This window comes from Rhodococcus sp. 320_ES, assembly GCF_059691855.1.
This window is the reverse complement of sequence record NZ_JCAWAG010000006.1, coordinates 64,936-83,222: the sequence shown is the minus strand read 5'-3', so window position 1 is coordinate 83,222 and position 18,287 is coordinate 64,936. Positions and strand designations below refer to the sequence as shown.

The 18,287-nt window shown below is 68.2% G+C and carries 14 protein-coding genes; 6 read left to right on the top strand and 8 right to left on the bottom strand.

Annotated features, from left to right (window positions below):
• Positions 1–34: 34 nt before the first annotated feature.
• Positions 35–1,255, top strand: coding sequence for a glycosyltransferase family 4 protein (locus AC59JP_RS20950; RefSeq protein ID WP_497327760.1), 1,221 nt, complete (start codon positions 35–37; stop codon positions 1,253–1,255).
• Here AC59JP_RS20950 and AC59JP_RS20945 read toward each other — a convergent pair.
• A complete protein-coding gene (locus AC59JP_RS20945; RefSeq protein WP_497327759.1) occupies positions 1,181–2,926 on the bottom strand; it encodes an MmpA family trehalose lipid delivery protein in 1,746 nt (581 codons plus the stop codon). The two genes, AC59JP_RS20950 and AC59JP_RS20945, sit on opposite strands and share 75 nt — an antisense overlap.
• 157 nt (positions 2,927–3,083) lie before the next feature.
• On the opposite strand from AC59JP_RS20945, the gene AC59JP_RS20940 reads away from it, so the two are divergent.
• Positions 3,084–4,217: an MATE family efflux transporter gene (locus tag AC59JP_RS20940; protein ID WP_497327926.1), complete on the top strand. Its 1,134-nt coding sequence runs from the start codon at positions 3,084–3,086 to the stop codon at positions 4,215–4,217.
• A gap of 105 nt (positions 4,218–4,322) precedes the next feature.
• Entirely contained in the window at positions 4,323–5,576 is a 1,254-nt protein-coding gene (locus AC59JP_RS20935; RefSeq protein ID WP_497327758.1) for a dihydrolipoamide acetyltransferase family protein, read from the top strand.
• A 31-nt stretch (positions 5,577–5,607) separates the two neighbouring features.
• Here AC59JP_RS20935 and AC59JP_RS20930 read toward each other — a convergent pair whose 3' ends face one another.
• Together AC59JP_RS20930 and pgfA are read right to left on the bottom strand one after the other, a co-directional pair.
• Positions 5,608–6,591, bottom strand: coding sequence for an alcohol dehydrogenase catalytic domain-containing protein (locus tag AC59JP_RS20930; RefSeq protein ID WP_497327757.1), 984 nt, complete (start codon positions 6,589–6,591; stop codon positions 5,608–5,610).
• A gap of 20 nt (positions 6,592–6,611) precedes the next feature.
• Positions 6,612–7,745, bottom strand: a complete 1,134-nt coding sequence (gene pgfA, locus AC59JP_RS20925; protein ID WP_497327756.1) for a cell envelope lipid trafficking protein PgfA — start codon at positions 7,743–7,745, stop codon at positions 6,612–6,614.
• A gap of 195 nt (positions 7,746–7,940) precedes the next feature.
• Here pgfA and AC59JP_RS20920 point away from each other — a divergent pair, with 195 nt between their 5' ends.
• Positions 7,941–9,119: an acyltransferase family protein gene (locus AC59JP_RS20920; RefSeq protein WP_497327755.1), complete on the top strand. Its 1,179-nt coding sequence runs from the start codon at positions 7,941–7,943 to the stop codon at positions 9,117–9,119.
• Here the strand turns inward: AC59JP_RS20920 and AC59JP_RS20915 are convergent.
• The 3 genes from AC59JP_RS20915 to AC59JP_RS20905 all read right to left on the bottom strand — a co-directional run bounded on the left by AC59JP_RS20915 (position 9,005) and on the right by AC59JP_RS20905 (position 14,037).
• Positions 9,005–13,324 carry an alpha-(1->3)-arabinofuranosyltransferase domain-containing protein gene (locus AC59JP_RS20915; RefSeq protein WP_497327925.1) on the bottom strand — a complete coding sequence of 1,440 codons (4,320 nt, stop codon included), beginning with the start codon at positions 13,322–13,324 and terminating at the stop codon, positions 9,005–9,007. The genes AC59JP_RS20920 and AC59JP_RS20915 overlap by 115 nt on opposite strands.
• Complete coding sequence (locus AC59JP_RS20910; protein WP_188543053.1) at positions 13,321–13,491, bottom strand: DUF2613 domain-containing protein; 171 nt, start codon at positions 13,489–13,491, stop codon at positions 13,321–13,323. Before AC59JP_RS20910 ends, AC59JP_RS20915 begins: the two co-directional genes overlap by 4 nt.
• A 78-nt stretch (positions 13,492–13,569) precedes the next feature.
• Positions 13,570–14,037, bottom strand: a complete 468-nt coding sequence (locus AC59JP_RS20905; RefSeq protein ID WP_497327754.1) for a universal stress protein — start codon at positions 14,035–14,037, stop codon at positions 13,570–13,572.
• A 70-nt stretch (positions 14,038–14,107) separates the two neighbouring features.
• Here AC59JP_RS20905 and AC59JP_RS20900 point away from each other — a divergent pair, with 70 nt between their 5' ends.
• A complete protein-coding gene (locus tag AC59JP_RS20900) occupies positions 14,108–15,298 on the top strand; it encodes a glycoside hydrolase family 3 N-terminal domain-containing protein (protein ID WP_497327753.1) in 1,191 nt (396 codons plus the stop codon).
• Positions 15,299–15,355: 57 nt separating this feature from the next.
• Positions 15,356–15,940 (top strand): TetR/AcrR family transcriptional regulator, encoded by a 585-nt coding sequence (locus AC59JP_RS20895; RefSeq protein ID WP_497327752.1) that lies wholly within the window; start codon positions 15,356–15,358, stop codon positions 15,938–15,940.
• A 59-nt stretch (positions 15,941–15,999) separates the two neighbouring features.
• Here AC59JP_RS20895 and AC59JP_RS20890 read toward each other — a convergent pair whose 3' ends face one another.
• Positions 16,000–16,884 (bottom strand): MaoC/PaaZ C-terminal domain-containing protein, encoded by an 885-nt coding sequence (locus tag AC59JP_RS20890; RefSeq protein WP_497327751.1) that lies wholly within the window; start codon positions 16,882–16,884, stop codon positions 16,000–16,002.
• Positions 16,881–18,224 (bottom strand): 3-oxoacyl-ACP reductase, encoded by a 1,344-nt coding sequence (locus AC59JP_RS20885; RefSeq protein WP_497327750.1) that lies wholly within the window; start codon positions 18,222–18,224, stop codon positions 16,881–16,883. The genes AC59JP_RS20890 and AC59JP_RS20885 overlap by 4 nt, the downstream gene beginning before the upstream one ends.
• Positions 18,225–18,287 lie beyond the last annotated feature (63 nt).

The window sequence follows — 18,287 nt, the reverse complement described above, 5'->3', positions numbered from 1 at the left end:
GAAATGGGCGACGAGAAGGGTCAGGGGGATCGCAGTGCAGCACGTTCTCCTTCTGTGCTGGCGCGATTCCGGTCATCCGCAGGGCGGAGGCAGTGAGCGCTACCTCGAACACGTCGGCGCGGGCCTCGCGGCCCGTGGCATCGCGGTGACCCTTCGGACCGCGTCCTACCGAGGTGCGCCGAAGGAAGAGTGGCGCGACGGCATGCGCATCACGCGCGGCGGTGGTCGATTCTCGGTCTACCCCCGTGCGCTCGGCGCGATGGCGGCGGCTCGTCTCGGGATCGGTCCGCTCGCCGGCCATACGGTCGACGCCGTCGTCGACACCCAGAACGGCATCCCGTTCTTCGCCCGCCTCGTGACGAAGGCCCCCGTGACCGTGCTCGTCCACCACTGCCACCGAGAGCAGTGGCCGGTGGCCGGTCGGCTGTTCTCGCGCGTGGGGTGGCTCATCGAGTCGCGCATCTCGCCGCGACTGCACCGACGCGATCAGTACCTGACGGTGTCGCTGCCCTCGGCCGACGAGCTGGTCTCCCTGGGCGTCGATCGCGACCGTATTGCGGTGGTACGCAACGGAATCGACGCTGTCCCGGATATCGACCCGGTACCGCGGTCCCGCACGCCGAGGTTGACCGTCCTCTCCCGCCTGGTTCCCCACAAGCAGATCGAGGACGCGATCGACGCTCTCGCCACCCTGCGCCCGAGTGTTCCCGAACTGCACCTCGACGTCATCGGCGGCGGTTGGTGGGAGGAGAACCTGCGCGAGTACAGCCGCGAACGCGGAGTCGACGACGCTGTCACCTTCCACGGGCACGTGTCCGAGGTCGAGAAGCATCGCCTCCTCGCGGCGTCGTGGGTCCACCTGCTTCCGTCGCGCAAGGAGGGCTGGGGCCTCGCCGTCGTGGAGGCGGCTCAACACGGTGTCCCCACGGTCGGCTACCGGCATTCGCGCGGGCTGGCCGACTCCATCGTCGACGGCGTCACCGGCCTGCTGGTCGGCGGCGACACCCGCGCCGACGACGTCGCCACCCTCACCGCTGCGGCCGGCGAGCTGCTGCGCGACGAGGAATTCCGGGAGTTCCTCGGCGAGAAGGCCCGATTGCGCACCCGCGAGTTCTCGTGGGGGCAGTGCGCCGACGGGGTGCGGACGGTTCTGGAACAGCGAGCCGCGGGTGCTCTGGTGTCAGGCCTGGTCAGCTCGCCGCTCGAGACGGACGGCGCGGAGGCGTCGCAGCGCTCGTCCGACGCCCACCGCTGACGCGCCGATCACGACGGCCGCCCACAGCAGGTGTGCACCGATCGTGATCACTCGGTCGCGTGTACTCGCGCGAACGATCGTCGCGTTCGGCACGGCGTAGAGGGCCAAGTCCGCGTTGGAGAACACCGGGTCGAGCGCGTCGAGCGTGCGCGAGGAATCGCCGAGCGGCCCGGGCGTGCCACGTTCGACGAGCACCCATCCGACGCCGAGGTCGGCGAGTTCGGCCGGGCTTCCGCCGGCGAGCAGGACGTTCTCGACGGCAGTGGCGCGCGTTCCTTCACCCCGCACCACCCCACCGGCAACCGGGAGATCGCCGGTCGCGACGACGTCCGCAGGTAGGAAGCGTGGTGCCGGATCCAGGACGGGGGCATCACCGGACCACTCGAACCGTCGGAACGTCCCGGCCGGCAGGACGGCTACGTCGCCTCGGTTCGTGTTTTTGTGCGCTGTGTCTTTGTGCGCTGCGTCGACTTGCTGCGCCACACGGTCCCATGACGACGGATACGTGACCGGCGAGAGAGTCCACGCAAGGTCGGGAAGCGCGACGAGCACGGCGACGACGGCCATGGCTGCGTGGCCTCGCGGCCGCCGGAAGCGTCGGGTACCCGCCGCCGCGGCCAGCGCCAACGCGGGCATCCACAGCGCGACCCACTTCTGCCCGTCGCGCGTGAGTCCGGCCCCGGGGACGGCGCGCGCTGCCCATTCACCGACGCTCAGACCCCACGGCGTGGCAGCGAGGGCGATCACCACGACGGACGTCCCGCCGAGAACGACCACCGCCGCCAGCACGGGATTGCGCCGTCGTCTCCACAGGAAGGACGCTCCGGCCGCTGCCACGAGAAGCAGAAGGAGCGTCCCGACGGCCGCGAAGAGCGTCGTACGGGACGTCGGCACCGCGTCGGCGTTCCAGATGCCGCCGAGTCCGGCGAGGCTGCCGATCGTGCCGAGACCGGGTTCCGCCCGAGCCGCGAACGCGGGCACTCCCGCCGGATCGGACCCGGCCGACCCCGATCCGCCGAGGAGGGTGGCGACGAGCCACGGCACCGAGACGGCGACGGTGAGCGCGAGGGTGCCGAGAAGGCGGCGTGCGCGCCGGACGCCTCCGGGTGCGGCGAGAACCGACAGTGCCAGCACCGCCACGAGCAGAACGCCCGTCGGCGTGATCCCGGCCAGACCCAAGCAGAGGGCCAGGGGCCACCAGCGCCCCGGCCTCCGGCCTGCCCGCAGCTCCACCGCCGCGACCACCGCCCACGGAAGTGCGCCGTACCCGACGAGGAGCGACCAATGTCCCTGGAGCAGGCGTTCTGCGACGTAGGGGTTCCAGACGGCAACGGTGGCGGCCACGACTTCCCCGGCCGGTCCGACGCCGCGAAGCACCCGCCGCGTCATGACGGCCGCACCCCATCCGGCCGCCCACAGTGCGCCGACCAAGAGAACCTTCACCACGATGCCGCCGTCGACGACGCTGGACAGCACGGCGATGGCCGCGTCCTGGGGCACTGCGCGCGGCGCAGCGTCCGACAGGCCGAGCGCGGAGTCGGTGAGGTAGGAGCGCGGCGTGCTGACCGCGTCGCGGAGAAGCAGGTAGCCGTCGCCGAGGAGGGGGCCCACGGCCAGCAGGGCCAGGGCGAGAGACCAGGCGGGCGCGACGATTCGGCCACGCATGCGCATGAGCGACAACTTAGCGGTCCGAGGCGGGTGTCATAGTGTGTGCATGCGCGGGAAGGCGGGCGGGCAGGCCGGAGGCCGGTCGGGATCCTTCGGGCAGGCCGGAGGCCGGTCGGGGTCGGGTTCCTTCGGCGGTCTCGCGTTCGTGACGGCGGGGTCGATGGTGGCGAACATCGCGGCCTACCTTCTGCATCTCCCGGCCAGTCGGTGGCTCGGTCCACTCGGCTACGGCGAATTCGCGACGCTGTTGGCGGCGCAACTGGTGCTGGCCGTGCCCGCGTTGGCGGTGCAGACGGTGATCGCGCGGGAGACCGTGCGGGGCCGGTCCGGGTCGGAGCTGCGGCGGGTCGCGGCGCGGTGCGCGGCGGTGGTCGCTGTGGCGGCGGCGGCTCTCACTCCGATCCTCGCGTACATCCTCGACATTGCGGTGCTCACGACGGCGGCGGCTCTGGTGACGGCGCCGGTTCTGGTGCTTCTCGCTGCGGAACAAGGTTTGCTGCAAGGGAACTCGCGCTTCGGGGCGCTGAGCGCGGTGCTCGCCGCGAGCGGTGTGGCGAAGGTGGTTCCCGCGCTGGTGGTCCTGGCGGTCGGCGGGTCGGCCGGTCCCGCGCTGGCGGCGAGCGCAGTGGGAACTGCGGCGATGGCGGTGATCGCTCGGGCGGTGACCGGGCCGTCGACGACCGGGCCGGTGCCGTCGTCGAGTTGGACGTCCGTGCTCGCGGCGTCGCAGGTGCAACTGGTCATCATCGGCTTGTCCTCGCTCGACCTGGTTCTGGCCCGCGTCGTTCTGACGAAGGAGGACGCCGGGCTCTACGCGCTCGGTGCGGTGGCCACCAAGGCCGCGTTTTGGTTACCGCAGGCGGTGGGCGTGGTGTTCTATCCGGCGATGGCCGACCCGGTCCGCTCGACGTCGGCCGCGCGAACGGTCCTTCTGGTGTTGGTGGCGGTCGGAACGACGCTGGTGGTGGGGGTGGCGGTTTTGTCGCCGTTCGCATCGCTCGTCGTCGGCGACGCGTACACCCCGGTGCAAGGTCTGCTGTGGGTGTTCGCCCTGCAAGGTGCCGCGCTGGCCGTGATGCAGGGGGCGCTGCTGTCGTCGGTGGCGCGCGATCGAACCGGACTCACCGCCGCGGCGTGGATCGCCCTGGCGGTCGAGGCCGTCGTGGTGCTGACGTGGGGCACGTCCGTCGCGCGGGTCGCGGCGATCGCGTCGTCGTGTGCTGTGGCCACCGCTGTGCTCGTGTGGTCGCAGCTGTACCTGGCCGAGCGTTCGGCGCAATCCGCCCGGCAGTAGACCCTCGATACTGTTCTAACTGCGCAGTTTTCGTACCGAGACTTGCGCACTGTGCTCGACATTGGTTGTGTGGTGTAGGACACACGCGCGACGAAGGGTCATTCCATGAGCACAGTCAGCACCTTCCGCCTTCCCGATCTTGGCGAAGGACTCACGGAGGCCGACCTGGTGTCCTGGACGGTTGCGGTGGGCGACACCGTCGAGCTGAACCAGATCATCGCCGAGGTCGAGACAGCCAAGGCGCTCGTCGAACTGCCGTCGCCGTACGCGGGCGTGGTGACCGCACTCAAGGCGCAGCCGGGCGACACCGTCGACGTCGGCGCGGAGATCATCGACATCCGGACGGGGCCTGCGTCCGAGTCCGAGCCGGCAGCCCAGCCCGAGCCTGAAACCGCCCAGCCAGAAGCCGCCGAGCCCGAGCCCGAGCGCGTTCCCGTTCTCGTCGGCTACGGGGTGGCGGGAGACGCGCCGAGCAGGCGTCGGCCGGGTGCGGCCGCGGCCCCGGTTGCTGCTGTGTCCAGCGACCGGCCGCTGGCATCACCGCCTGTTCGCCATGCCGCGCGTATGAACGGCATCGATCTCGCCGGCGTTCCCGCGACAGGTCCACACGGCAACGTGACCGCGGACGATCTGAGCAGTTTCGACCTCGGCCACCGCGACGGCGAAACCCGCACGCCGATCAAGGGCGTTCGCAAGCACACTGCCGACGCCATGGTTCGCAGTGCGTTCACGGCCCCACACGTCACGGAGTTCCTGACCGTCGACGTGACGCCGACACTCGAACTGATCGACACCTTGCGTGCGTCGGCGTACTTCACCGACGTCAGACTCACCCCGCTCGCCCTGGTCGCGAAGGCGCTGCTGCTGTCGCTGCGCACCAATCCGTCGCTCAATTCCACCTGGGACGAGGCAGCGCAGGAAGTGGTGACCAAGTCCTACGTCAACCTGGGAATTGCCGCTGCCACACCTCGCGGACTCATGGTGCCGAACATCAAGGACGCGCACACACTCGGATTACGTGATCTGGCAACGCAATTGCAGTCCCTCACCTCGACGGCGAAAGAGGGCAAGACCGGTCCGGCCGATCTCGCCGACGGCACGATCACCATCACGAACGTCGGCGTCTTCGGTGTCGACGCGGGCACGCCCATCCTCAATCCCGGTGAAGCGGCCATCCTGTGCTTCGGCGCCGTGCGTCGTCAGCCGTGGGAGCACAAGGGCGACATTGCGTTACGGTCGGTGACCACTCTCAGCCTGTCGTTCGACCATCGGTTGGTGGACGGCGAGCAGGGTTCGCGGTTCCTCGCCGACATCGGCCAGTTGCTCGCCGATCCGATCGGACTCACTGCCCTGAGCTGATACAACCCGCGCTGATAGAACCGGCGCTGACTCAACCCGCGGTGAGACCGCCCGGATGCACCATCGTCACGCCCGCTCCGAGTTCGGCGAGCACACCGGGCACATCGTCGAGTGCGACGCTGCGCGCGATCAGGTCCCCCACCTTGTCGACGGGCAAGTCGCGCAACAGTTCCGGATACTCGTGCGCGGCCAGTCCGTGACTGCCGAGCACATCGAGCTCACGCGCGATGACCCGGTCCATCGGAACGTACGCACCCTCCGGTAACAACCCGATCTGCACGTGGCGTCCGCGGGTGCGCAGCGCGCGTATCGCAGTGCCGACGAGTTCGACGCTGCCGGAGCATTCCAGGGTGACATCCGGAATGCTGTGTTCACCGTGTTCCCCGGCGCCCAATGATCGCGCCAGTTCGAGTGCGGCAGAGGACGAGTCGACCGCCGACACGGTCGCACCCGCCGCCACCGCGATGATCACCGCCGACAGGCCGAGGCCGCCGCACCCGTACACGGTGACGTGCTCGCCGGCTCGCACGCGGGCACGGCGGTGCACCGCTCGCCACGCCGTGGCGTAGCGGCAGCCGAGGGTGGCCGCGATGTCGAACGAGATGGTGTCGGGCAGGTGCACGAGATTGTGCTCGGCGTAGCGGATCGCGACGTACTCGGCGAACGAACCGTCGTGCGTGAAGCCGGGCTGTTCCTGGTTCGCGCAGACCTGCTCGTCGCCGCGACGACATTCTGTGCACTGTCCACAGGCGCACACGAACGGGGTCGTGACTCGCTGGCCGATCCACTCTCGGCTCACCGACGAGCCCACGGAGACAACGACACCCGCGAATTCGTGGCCGGGGACGAACGGCAACCTGACGTCGCTGTCGTGACCCTGCCACGCGTGCCAGTCGCTGCGGCACACTCCGGTCGATTCGACGCGAACCACGGCACCGTCCGGCGCCGCATCGGGTCGAGGGATCTCACGGACGGTGCCCGGCGTGCCGAACTCGTCGATGACGACAGCGCGCATGTGGTGCCGGCCTCGACGGTCTACTGCTGAGGCTTGCGCAGATCTGTTCGCGGGATCTCTTCGGTGCGATCCTCGGTCCAGTCACGGTTCTCGCCGCGCTGGGGCTGCGCCGCCGACGGGGGTGCGGTGGACGTACGCGGTCCCGACGCCGGTGCCGGAGTGCCGCGGCCCTTGCGGAAGAACAGCAGGAACAGGCCCACCAGCAGCGAGATCAGACCCACGATGGCCGCGATGATCGGGATGGTCCGGCTGATCATCGAGATCTGATCCATTCCGTCACGAGCCTTGCCGATCTGGAAGTCGACCGTGTTGTCGTCGAAACCGATGGTCGCCTTCAGAACGTCGACCTCGGGCGTCTCGGCGCGACGTGCGTAGTACTGATGCACGTCTTCCTCACCCTTGACGATGACGCCGGTCTTCGGCTCGACGAAGATGTTGCGCGTGTTCTGGTAGAAGCGCGTCATCGTGATCGGTGTCGCGCCGCCGGACACGCCCCAGGTGTCGGCGGGAAGCGCGAGCTTGTTGGTCGGGAGGTTCACGACCTTCGACAGGTCGACCGGCGGAATCGTCTGCGTGTAGTGGTAGACGGGCAGCCCGTTGATCTCGGTCGCCTCGACGAAAGTCATGTCGTACGACTGGCGCGCCACGGTGTCGAAGAACGGGTACGTCTTCTGCTCGGCGTTGAACGGGAACTTGTACTGCAGGCCGGTGTGCGGGACGTCCTCGGCCGGCTTGTCGCCCTGCGCCTGGATGGTGCCCACCGGATCGACCGGCATGGCGGTCTTGCGGTCGGCGGACACGCGGTCGACGAGCGCGGTGAGCAGGCCGGTGTCACCCTGCTTGTCGGTGCGGCGCAGCGTGGAACCCGCCTGCACGGTGATGGTGTCGGCGTTCGACGGCTCCTCGGTGGTGACGAAGCGCTGTGACACGAGGGGAACGTTCTGATCGATCTGCGCGCGACCTGCGGTGAGCGACGCCGAGTTCAGCACGGATCCGGTTCCCGTGGACACGGTGGTGATCTCGAGGTCCAGTGGCGTCTTCTCGAGGCGACCGGTCATGTAGGTGGGCATGAGGATTGCCACGACGAGCAGGAACACGCCCAGCCCTACGAGCACGAGCGGAACGATGGGCCTCGATCCGGACCGATCCGCCATGTCATTCTCCTCTTGAAGGTCGATGCGACGACGGCACGGGGAATGTACGAGCTTCCCCCTGGCCGAACGTCCCTACTCGTTGGTCGGAACAGTAACAGTCGTATGCGACACACAGTGAAGAGTCGTGTGGGGCACACGGTGAAGAGTCGTGTGGGGCACACGGTGAACAGTCGTGTGGGGCACACTGAGCTCAGGATGAGCACCGATTCGACACAGCGCCGGTTCCTGCCCGCGCTGGAGGGCATGCGGGGCCTGGCTGCGCTCGGAGTTCTCCTCACTCACGTCGCCTTCCAGACCGCGACCACCGACGTGCCGGTGATCGGACGGGTGCTCGGTCGTTTCGACCTCGCTGTCGCCCTGTTCTTCGCGCTCTCCGGGTTTCTGCTGTGGCGCCCGCACGCCGCCGCGGCGCGTGGGCTGCGACGGTCCCCGCCTGTCGGCCGGTACCTGCTGTCCCGCGCGGTCCGCATCCTGCCCGCGTACTGGGTGGTCGTGTGGGTGGTTCTCCTGCTGCTTCCGCAGGCGGGGGGCGGACCGCGCGTGTGGTTCGCCAACCTGACGCTCACACAGGTGTTCTTCCCGCTGACCTTGACGCAGGGGATGACGCAGATGTGGTCGCTGTCGGTCGAGGTGGCCTTCTATCTGGTGTTGCCGCTCGGCGCGGCGGCCGTCGCCGGGCTTCGTGGCCCGCGGGTACCGCTGCGGGTTCCCCTCCTCACTGCCGTGGCCGTGCTCTCGCTCGCATGGGCGTTCCTTCCGATCAGCACCGCCGACGCCACCAACATCCAGAACTGGATGCCCGGTTACCTGCCCTGGTTTCTCACGGGCGCCGTGATCGCCGAGCTCGCGTCCTCCTCCGCGGTCGACGGTCCCGGCCGGTTCCAGCGGTGGGGCGCGCGGCGGCCGCTGATGACCGTGATCGCCGCGGTGGCGTTCGCGCTCTCGACGACGGATCTCGCCGGACCGGAGGGACTGGTGACGCCGGCCCCGTGGCAGTACGCCGTCAAGATCGCCCTGGGATCGATCGTCGCCTTCGGTCTCCTGGCCCCGCTGGTGTTCGCCGACGGTCACCGCCGCTACCGCTACCTCGACAGCCCGGTCGGATTGATGCTGGGTCGCTGGTCCTACGGCTTGTTCGTCTGGCATCTTGCGGTGCTCGCGATCGTCTTCCCCGTGTTCGGCATCATCCCGTTCACCGGACACTTCCTTCTGGTCACCGCGGTGACCATCCTGTTGTCGGTGTTGGTGGCGTCGGCGAGCTACGCCTTGGTGGAAGAGCCTGCGCGAGTGGCGTTCGCGCGCTGGGAGGCCCGCCGAAAGTCCGGTAGCGCGGCCGACGCGACGCACAGCACGGCGACGAGCGCGCAGAACTGAATCAACGCCGAGTGGCCGATGTACCCGTCGACCGATCGCCACGGTCCCTTCGACAGCAATGCGGCCGCCCCGGCGAACGACAGTCCCGCCAGCGCAACCAGTGATTTGGCCGCCGCAGCGTGGCCCCATCGTCTGCGCACCACCTCGATCGACGCCAGAAGTGCCACTGCTACACCGACACCGACGAGACCCGATAGTGCCCACGCGCCGCCGAGGGTCATCATCACGCCGACGATTCGGCTGCGCCACGGCCTCGGCGGCTCGTCGTTCGACGTACGTTCGCGCCTGATCGAGGCGAGAAGCAGCAGCGGCAGCAGAAGAACGAGGCCGCCGAAGATGCCGAGGCGGTACCACTTGTCCGCGGGGTAGGTCATCGTGATCTGACCCGACGTGCCCGCAGGGACGATCCATCCCTGCTGCCACCCGCTGACGACGACCGGTGTCAAGCGTGCTCCGGCGGAATCGGTTGCCACCCAACCGGAGTTGGTGCTCTCAGGAACGACCAGGATGCGGTCCGTCGTGGACTCGTCGATCGCAACCCTGCGCTCGTCGGCGGACCACGTCGATGCGGGTGCGGCGATCGGCTGCGGGCCGGGCGCTGCCGCGGCCTTCAACGGTGCGGTGCGCAGATGGACGCTGTCGACGAAGAACGACGGACCCGGGTCGACGGTCACCTCCTGCTCGCCCCGCGGGAGAGGCACCGGATTCGAGACGTCGGCGGCGACGGGCGTATCGCCCGCGCAGATGGTGGCCCGGATGGGCGATCCCGACAGCAACTTCTCCGCGGTCGTGATGATCGCCGTCCGCGTCAGTTGCCCGGCGATGGTGAGCGTGGGCCCGAATCCGCACCCGAGGGTCACGACCCGATTCGGATCGGGCGCGATGGGGGTGGTGACCGAATCGCCGCTGCGCACAGCGACTTCGGCGAGACCGGGCGGTTGCTGTTGCGCGAATCCGAGTGCGGTCTGATCCAGCACCTCGTCCCAGGCCACGATCGACAGCACGATCGTGGAGGTCACCGCGGGCGTCAGCGAGACGGTGGACGTGTCCGGTCCGACTTCTCGAACCTGTGGGCCGGTACCGAGATTGACGGCAACCCTCGTCGGGTGCGCGGGGAGATCGCCGATGCTCTGAGTGATGTCGAGTCCGGTCACCAACGTCGGCGCGGGAAGGGTGATCGTGACGGTCGGTTGCGTGCCGGCGCGTGCCTCGATCGAGTCGGAGGACGCCGTCCACGCGGTGCGGGGATCCCCGTCGGTGAGGGCGTAGGCAGAACCTCGAAGGTCACCGACGGCCGAGTCCCCCTGCACGACAGGTCGGTTGGGTTCGGTCACGAGTGATTGGAGAGACGGGGACTGACGCGGGCGCACCCAGAGCTCGGGTGTCACCGCGGTGCCGTCCGGCACGTTCAGCGTGCGTTCGAACGTGCCCAGTTCCTCCGGCTCAAGCGCGATGCCGTTGGCGCAGCGGACGCGGTCGGGGGTATCGATGCAGCCGGCTCGCCCCGGAAGCTCCTGGGCCAGATCCCATCCCGTCACGTGGGCGCCGCTGGGCGCCGCAGGTAACACCGTGTGGTGGCGAATGACGACGGGGACCGGATTGTCGAAGTTCGAGTAGTCGTCGAGGGAGAGCTCGCTGATGCCGAACTGTGCACCGCCCGAACCGTTCTCGGTCTGCGCCGCCGTGATGCGCACCCAGGGTGTCTCACCGCCGGGCAACGACACCGTGACGGGTTCACCCGGTGCGCCGATGCGCGCGGCGGTGGTTCCGTTCGGGGTACTGATCTCGAGCCACTTCACCGGTGACCCGATGGCCGCCGCGCTGGTGGTCAGGCGGAGCAGACCCGAGGTGATCGGCTTGTCGAGATCGAGCTGAAGCCATTGCCCCACAGCTGCTTCGAGGCCGTTGCTCAGCCAACTCGTCGCGCGGTCCGAGTCGACGGTTGCCGGCGGTCCGCTGCCCGGCGCCGATCCGCCGAGCTGCGTCGCGTCGGACGCGGCACTCGAGACGGTGATGTGGGCTCCCGACCAATTGCCCGACACCAACGGCTCGCGCTCGACGGGATAGTCCGGTACGAGATTCAGGGTGCGCCGCGGATCGTCGGTCGCCCGGATCGACGAGCTGTGGTTGTCGACCTGCCCGTAGTCGGTCTCCCGGTCGACCGGCGTATCGGTGACGAGGACGTCGTCGACGGGCAGTCCGGCGGCCGCGGCGTCGCCGTCGAGCAGAATCGGTCCGGCCGGAACAGGATTGAGGCCTCCGCGTGCCCGCTCCTCGTTGAGTCGCGCCGCCACCTCGGGGCCGCCCCGCACACGTGGGACGGACGACGCGTCGACGGTGTACGGGCCCGTCACGCCGGAGTCGGTGAGGCTGCGGACGGCGTAGATCTCGATGGCCGGGTATCGGGGCCGCAGGTCGGCGTCGGCGACGATCCCATCGATGTGCCGGGGACCCAGCTCGTCGCCGAACTCGGCCACCTTGGTCAAGCCGGGGGAGTTGTCGACGCTCTGATGCACCAGGGCCGGACGCGTCGATCTGCTCACCTCGGCGTCGAGGTCGTTGCGCAGCACCAGGTATCGAACGTTCTGACCCAGAAGGGTGTCGGCGAGACCGTCCGACGGGCGACCGTCGGCGAAGAGGCGTTGCACCGAATCGAGGGCCCGGATCGCTCCGGGTGGGACCAGCGGAACGGCGTCGCGCACCGCCCACGGAGTGGTGGCCAGGGCCTGCAGTGGTTCGTCGCGGGTGAGCCCCCACACCTGGGCAGCCAACGGTGCGCCCGGTACGACCAACGCCCGCGCCTGCTGCGCCGGATCGGCAGACGTGTTCTGCTGCAACCACTGTGCGGCGCTGGTCCAGTAGTCGGGCACGTCCTCGTACGCACCGCGCGGGGCGAGCTTGCCGGTCCAGGCGAGCGACGTCGAGACCAGAAGTGCGACGAGAACCAACGAGGTCAGCGCCACGCGGGGTTCACGCTCGGGGTGGGCGAACGCGCGACGCCACCGTGTGGCCGGGACGGAGCCGGGCATCGGCACGCGCGCGAGCAGGTGCGCCAGCCCGAGAACGAGGGGAATGCGTACCAGCGGTTCGAGTTTGTGCACGTTCCGCAGCGGTGCGCCCGTTCCATCGAGGAACGTCCGGACGCTCTCGCCGACCGGCGACCCGAGCCCGCCGACATAGCCGACGCCCATGCCGACGAGACCGAGAACGAGGACGATCGCCAGACGCCCTCGCGCCGGCATCGCCCGCATGCACAGTCCCGCGAGGCCGGCGGCGGCGATCGCTCCGGTGGCGACCACGGCGGCCGGCTGCGTCACCAGCACGGCGCCGGCGATGCGCTCGGGTGAGACGAACGGGGTCCAGCTACCGGCGCCGCGGAGCACCTCGGTGAGCGAGGTCCACTCCGTTGTCGTCCCCGAGGATTCGATGTAGTCGAGGAACGGCGGACTGACCCCGCCGAGCAGAAGCAGGGGGACGATCCACCACAGGGTCGCCAACAGCAGGCACGGAATCCACCACATCGTGAAGCGTCGCCAACTGGTGTTCGGCCGATACGAGATCCACCAGATCACCGCGACGAGGGTGGCGGCTGCGGTGGCCACGGCGTTGACGGCGCCCATCAGTGCCACCGCGACGGCCGACGACGCCGCCGCGACGCGATAGTTCTGTTTCGTGCCCGAGAACACCCTCACCAGCGGAACGAGCACCCACGGCGCCAGCATCATCGGAAGCGATTCCGAGCTGATCGACCCGAGGGTCGTCAGAACGCGCGGCGCCAGCGCGAACGCCACTCCCGCGACGATTCGGGAACTGCGGCTGCCGACGCCGAGCGCCTCGGCCAGACGGACGATCCCCCAGAATCCCGCGAACAGCAGCAACGCCCACCAGAGACGCTGGGTGACCCAGGCGGGTACCGACAGCAGGTCACCGAGGGCGAAGAACGCCCCGTGCGGGAAGAAGTATCCGTAAGCCTGGTTCTGAACCTGTCCCAGCGTCGCCTGGCTGGTCCACAGGTGAGATGCGCGATCGAGAAAGCCGAGCGGGTTCTGAGTCAGGTCGTACTTGGTGTCGGCGACGACGTAGCCGGGGGTCTGTACGAACGACAGCAGGACGGCGATCAGCGCCGACGCGACGAGCCACCGTCGTCCGAGAGGGTCGGAACGCGGACTCTCGCCGGTGGGCCCGTCGCCGAGCGGGGAGGTCAGCGACTGCCGTACTCGACCTGGTTCAGCAGCGACGAGTCGGCATTACCGGAGCGGTCGATGTCGGGACGGGTGTTGTTCGATGCGGCGGCGGTTGCCCCGAAGATGACGACGGCTCCGAGAACCGCACCGATCACAGCGCTGATGGCGGTGGGAACAGCGAGCTTCATCGCGAACTCCAGACAGGTTTTCTAGGCACCGGGCTACCGGGTATCGACCAGGACTGGAGTCAAACTATCACCGATTCGCTACTTGCCCGGCGGCACGATGAGGACCGGCCGATGACTGTGCTTGAGCACATGATCGGCGACCGAAGATTGAAGGAGGGAACGAAGCCCGGTGCGCCCGCGAGTGCCCGTGACGATGATGTCGGCGTTCACCTCGTCGGCTGCTTCGACGATCGTGGTCCAGATCGCGGACTGCGATTCCTCGCATCGACCGTCGGCGTTCAGCCCGGCTCGCATGGCCAGCTCGAGTCCCTCGGCGTTGGTGACCTGGGCGTCGGCCAGGGCGACGTCCTCGACGGAATCGTCGGGCAGCCACTCCTGGCCCATCACGCCGGACAGGCCGGACATGCGTGCGGCCTGCCGCACCATCGGCTCCCAGGCGGTCAGTACGATCGCTCGCTTGGCCTGCAGAAACCGGCCGGAATATTCGACTGCGCGCCGCGCATTGTCCGATCCGTCGTAGGCGATCAGCATTACGTCACATGCCATGGTGGGCTCTTCTCCACAGTTGAGCACGGGCAGGATGTGCCTGCACTCTAGCCCTGTAGCGTCGATCGTCATGCGGATCCGAAGAATGTCCTCCGTACTCGCCGCAATGCTCGTCCTGACCACAGCCTGCAGCAGCGATGGCGGCTCGGTAGCCCAGAGCCCGGTAGCCCAGAGCCCGGTAGCCCAGAGCTCGGTAGCCGAGAGTCCAGCCGTCAGCACCCCGGCGGCGATCCCCACCACCGAGCCGTCGAACGCGTGCACAACCCTCCTCGCCGGCATGACCCTGCGGCGCAAACTGGCCCAACTGCTGACGGTCGGCGTGACGGGCACGGACGATGCGGTGCAGATCGCCCGGTCGGAAGGCGTCGGCGGAATCTTCGTCGGCAGCTGGACGGATCAATCGATGCTCACGAGCGGCGGCGTCGCACAGGCGCAGGCAGCGTCGACGGTGCCGATGATGGTCACGATCGACGAGGAGGGCGGACGCGTCTCGCGGGTCGCCGATCTACTGGGTGAGGACCCGTCGGCGCGCGTCACGGCGCAGACGATGACGGTGCAGCAGACCTACGACATGGCGCTCGAACGTGGGCGCGGACTGAAGAACTTCGGGATCACCGTGGACTTCGCCCCCGTCGTCGACGTCAGTGCGCAGGACGACGACGAGGTGATCGGCGACCGGTCGTACTCCGACGATCCCGCCGTGGTGACGCAGTACGCCGATGCGTACGCGCGCGGTCTGCGCGACGCGGGAATCTTCCCCGTCATCAAGCACTTCCCCGGCCACGGGTCGAGTTCGGGTGATTCGCACACGGGAGCCGTCAGTGTTCCGCCGCTCGAAGAGCTGAAGACGAAGGACCTGGTGCCGTACCGCACGCTGGTGACGTCGGGCGTCGGTGTCATGGTCGGGCACCTCGACGTCCCCGGACTGACCACCGAGGGTGTTCCGGCCAGCATCAGTCCACAGGCGATGGCGCTGCTGCGTGACGGAACCGGTTACGGCGCACCGCCGTTCACCGGACCGATCTTCACCGACGACCTCAGCGGCATGGCCGCGATCACCAGCCGCCTCGGGATCGACCGTGCCGTCGAAGCAGCCCTGGTTGCGGGCGCCGACGTGGCGCTGTGGCTGACCACCGACGATGTTCCGCAGGTGCTCGATCACCTCGAGCAGGTGGTGGCCTCGGGTGAGCTGACGCAGGACCGTGTGGACGCGGCGGTGCTGACCAACGCACGTGCGAAGGGCGTCGTGCAGGGTTGCTGACATCGATCTTACCGTCGAGTAAGATCGCTGAGGATCGTTGAGTGGGTGGAGGATTCGATGGCGGGTGGTACCAAGCGGCTGCCTCGCGCCGTACGCGAGCAACAGATGCTCGACGCTGCCGTGGACGTGTTCTCCGAGAACGGCTTTCACGACACGTCGATGGACTCGATCGCGTCCCGCGCTCAGATCTCGAAGCCGATGCTCTACCTGTACTACGGCTCCAAGGACGAATTGTTCGCCGCGTGCATCGCGCGTGAAGGAATCAAGTTCGTCGAGGCGATGACGCCTGCGGGCGACCCCACGCTGTCCCCTCGTGAGCAGCTACGCATCGCACTGGCCGGATTTCTGACGTTCGTCGACGAGCACCGGTCGTCGTGGATGGTGTTGTACCGCCAGGCAATCGGCCAGCAGGCCTTTGCCGGTCAGGTGCAGAGCAGCCGCGACCGATTGATCGATCTGACGGCGAGTCTTCTCGAAACCAGCACGAAAGATCCCGGCCCGGACCACAACTTCCCGCTGATGGCCGTGGCCCTGGTCGGTGCCGGCGAGGCTGTCGCCGACCGAGTGGCGGGCGGCGAGATCAAAGTGGACGCGGCGGTGGATCTGCTCGAGAAGCTGGCCTGGAGAGGTCTGCGGGCTTGAACAACCGCTGTGCGCGAATTCCGCCCCCCGAGGGGCGGAATTCGCGCACAGAAGGGTAGTCAGCGCAAGGTCCCCGTCAGGTACGGGTAACCCTTCTTCGGGTGCTTCATGGCCAGGTCCCACGAACCCGGACCTGTCTTGTCGCCGACCCGCTCGGCGTACACGTTGATCTTGGCCGGCAACACGATCGGCTTGCCGAACTTGAGCGTGTACGTGACCGAGTCGGGAATCTTGCCGCTCACCGTGCTGAGAACCGCTGCGCCGCTCCACATCCCGTGAGCGATGGTGCGCGGGAAACCGAACGCCTTGGCGCCGAGCGAGGACACGTGGATCGGATTGCGGTCACCGGACACCGCCGCGTAGCGGCTGATCGTCTTCTGATCGACGGTCATGGTCGAGGTGGGCGGCGGCGGAACCTCGTCGGCCGGAGGAGCTTCGCGAGGACCGCCGGACAGCGACGTCTTCTGCAACGAGAGGAACGTCGACGTCTGACGCCACACGAGTTCCCGACCGACGCTGACCTCGCTGATCACGTCGATCATCAGGCCCTTGCGGTGCTCGCGCAGGTTCTCCGCGTGCACCCGAATATCCAGTGGCTCGGAGAACGAGATGGGCCGCAGCGACTCGATGACGTTCTCCGCGTGCACGGAACCGATTGCTGCGAAGGGGAAGTCGTCCCCCACCATCAGCTTCATCACGGTGGGGAACACCAGCGTGAACGGGTACGTGATGGGCAGAGCGTCGGCGAACCGCAGACCGGTGACCTTGGCGTACGCACCGAGGTTCTCGCGATCGACGCGGACGTCGTTCAGCTCGAGCGTCGTCGTCGGCACGCTCTTGGTTCGCGTTCCGCCGACGATCGGAAGAGCCGCGAGTGCCGCTTTGGCGTAGATGTCGCGGATCTTCGGCGGTTCGCTGAGAGTGACCACTTTGCCCACGGTCATGCGCCGATCAGGCTCTGGCCGCAGACGCGAACGACCTGTCCGGTCACGGCATTGGAGGCCGGGCTCGCGAAGTAGGCGATGGTCTCGGCCACGTCGACGGTCTGACCGCCCTGCAGCAGGGAACTCATCCGCCGACCGCCCTCGCGGGTGACGAACGGGATCGCGGCGGTCATGGCCGTCTCGATGAATCCGGGTGCCACGGCGTTGATCGTGATGCCCTTCTTGGCGAGTACCGGAGCTTCGGCGTGCACGAGACCGATGACACCGGCCTTCGAGGTGCCGTAGTTGGTCTGTCCGCGGTTGCCCGCGATACCGGCGATCGACGAGACGTCGATGACGCGGCCACCTTCACGCAGTGCGCCGGTCTCGACGAGCTTCTCCGTGATGCGCTGCGGCGCAGCAAGGTTGACGTTGATCACCGAATCCCAGCGGCCCTCGTCCATGTTGGCGAGCGTCTTGTCGCGGGTGATGCCGGCGTTGTGGACGATGATGTCGAGTCCGCCGTGACGCTCCTTGACGAAGTTCGACAGTGTCTCCCCGGCGTCGGGGGCCGTGACGTCGAGTGCGAGGGACGTTCCACCGACCTTGTTCGCTGTCTGCGACAACGCTTCTCCGGCGGCGGGGATGTCGGCGCAGATCACGGTGGCGCCGTCACGCGCGAACACCTCGGCGATCGTGGCGCCGATGCCGCGCGCGGCGCCGGTGACGACGGCGACCTTGCCCTCGAGGGGGCGATCCCACGACGCGGGGGCAACCGAGTCGTCGGCGCCGACGGCGATGACCTGACCGTCGACGAAGGCGGACTTGGCCGAGAGCAGGAAGCGCATCGTCGACTCGACGCCCGAGAGGCCGGTCTTGGCCTTGGCGGAGACATAGACGAGCTGCGACGTGGCGCCGTGCTTGATTTCCTTGCCGACGCTGCGGGTGAAGCCTTCGAGTGCGCGCTGAGCGATGTGCTCGTCGACGCTGGAGGTTTCTTCGGGGGTGGTTCCGAGTACGACGACGCGAGCCGACCGTGCAAGGTTGCGAATCACCGGCTGGAAGAACTGGAAGAGCTGGTCGAGCTCGTCCACCTTCGTGATGCCGGTGGCGTCGAAGACCAGTGCGCCGTACTTGTCGTCGTGCGGCTCGGCGACGGGGTAATCCGCGAGCAGCGCGCGCAGCGGCTCGACCAGTCGACCGTGTCCGCCGAAGAGCACCGGTCCTGCCAGGGCCGGCTCGCCGGCCTTGTATCGACGCAGGTCCTCGGGCTTGGGCAACCCGGCCTGCTTGGCGATGAACGCGCCGGGCGCGGACGACAGAAACTGCGAGTAGAGGTCTGGGGCTCCTGAGGCTGCCACTGTTCCTACCTTCGTGTCGGGACGTGTAACCGCTCCACACAAGCGGTGTCGACAAGCAACTTA